Below are 1,353 nucleotides of genomic sequence, written 5' to 3'. Positions count from 1 at the left end.
TGGGTAGGGGAGCATTGTCACAGCGTAGAAGGATAACTGTAAGGTTTACTGGAGTGGTGACAAGAGAGAATGCCGGTATGAGTATGCGAAAAGGAAGGTGAGAATCCTTCCCGCCGAAAATCTAAGGTTTCCTGGGGAAGGCTCGTCCGCCCAGGGTAAGTCGGGACCTAAGCTGAGGCCGAAAGGCGTAGGCGATGGACAATTGGTTGAAATTCCAATACCACCATAAATCGTTTGAGCGATGGGGTGACACAGGAGGATGACCTGAGCGTGCTGTTGGTTATGCACGTCCAAACATCAAGTGGGTGCTGTAGGCAAATCCGCAGCGCTAAACCGTGAGATGTGATGGGGAGCGAAAATAAGTAGCGAAGCGGGATAGTTCATACTGTCAAGAAAAGCCTCTAGTGAGAAATGTGGTGCCCGTACCGCAAACCGACACAGGTAGATGAGGAGAGAATCCTAAGGCGCGCGAGAAAACCCTCGTTAAGGAACTCGGCAAAATGACCCCGTAACTTCGGGAGAAGGGGTGCTCTGGCAACAGAGCCGCAGAGAAATAGTCCAGGCGACTGTTTAACAAAAACACAGGTCCCTGCAAATCCGTAAGGAGAAGTATAGGGGCTGACGCCTGCCCGGTGCTGGAAGGTTAAGAGGAGAAGTTAGCGCAAGCGAAGCCTTGAATTGAAGCCCCAGTAAACGGCGGCCGTAACTATAACGGTCCTAAGGTAGCGAAATTCCTTGTCGGGTAAGTTCCGACCCGCACGAAAGGCGTAACGATCTGGACACTGTCTCAACGAGGGACTCGGCGAAATTGTAATACCCGTGAAGATGCGGGTTACCTGCGACAGGACAGAAAGACCCCATGGAGCTTTACTGCAGCTTGACATTGGATTTTGGTATAAAATGTACAGGATAGGTGGGAGGCTTGGAAGCCAGTACGCCAGTATTGGTGGAGCCGCCGGTGGGATACCACTCTTTTTGTACTGAAGTTCTAACCTAGGCCCCTGAATCGGGGTTGGGGACAGTGTCAGGCGGGCGGTTTGACTGGGGCGGTCGCCTCCTAAAGAGTAACGGAGGCGCCCAAAGGTTCCCTCAGCGCGGATGGAAATCGCGCGAAGAGTGTAAAGGCAAAAGGGAGCTTAACAGAGAGACAAACAAGTCGACCTGGTACGAAAGTAGGGCTTAGTGATCCGGTGGTTCCGAGTGGAAGGGCCATCGCTCAACGGATAAAAGCTACCCTGGGGATAACAGGCTTATCTCCCCCAAGAGTTCACATCGACGGGGAGGTTTGGCACCTCGATGTCGGCTCATCGCATCCTGGGGCTGTAGTAGGTCCCAAGGGTTGGGCTGTTCGCC

1 rRNA gene is annotated in these 1,353 nt (G+C 53.1%); it reads left to right on the top strand.

The features are described from left to right. Positions 1–1,353 (top strand): 23S ribosomal RNA (locus A7D23_RS01835); the annotation flags it as partial.

Source organism: Dehalobacter sp. TeCB1, assembly GCF_001707455.1.
GTDB lineage: Bacteria > Bacillota > Desulfitobacteriia > Desulfitobacteriales > Syntrophobotulaceae > Dehalobacter > Dehalobacter restrictus.
The sequence above is the reverse complement of the archived record's forward strand: the minus strand, read 5'-3'. Positions and strand labels throughout refer to the sequence as shown.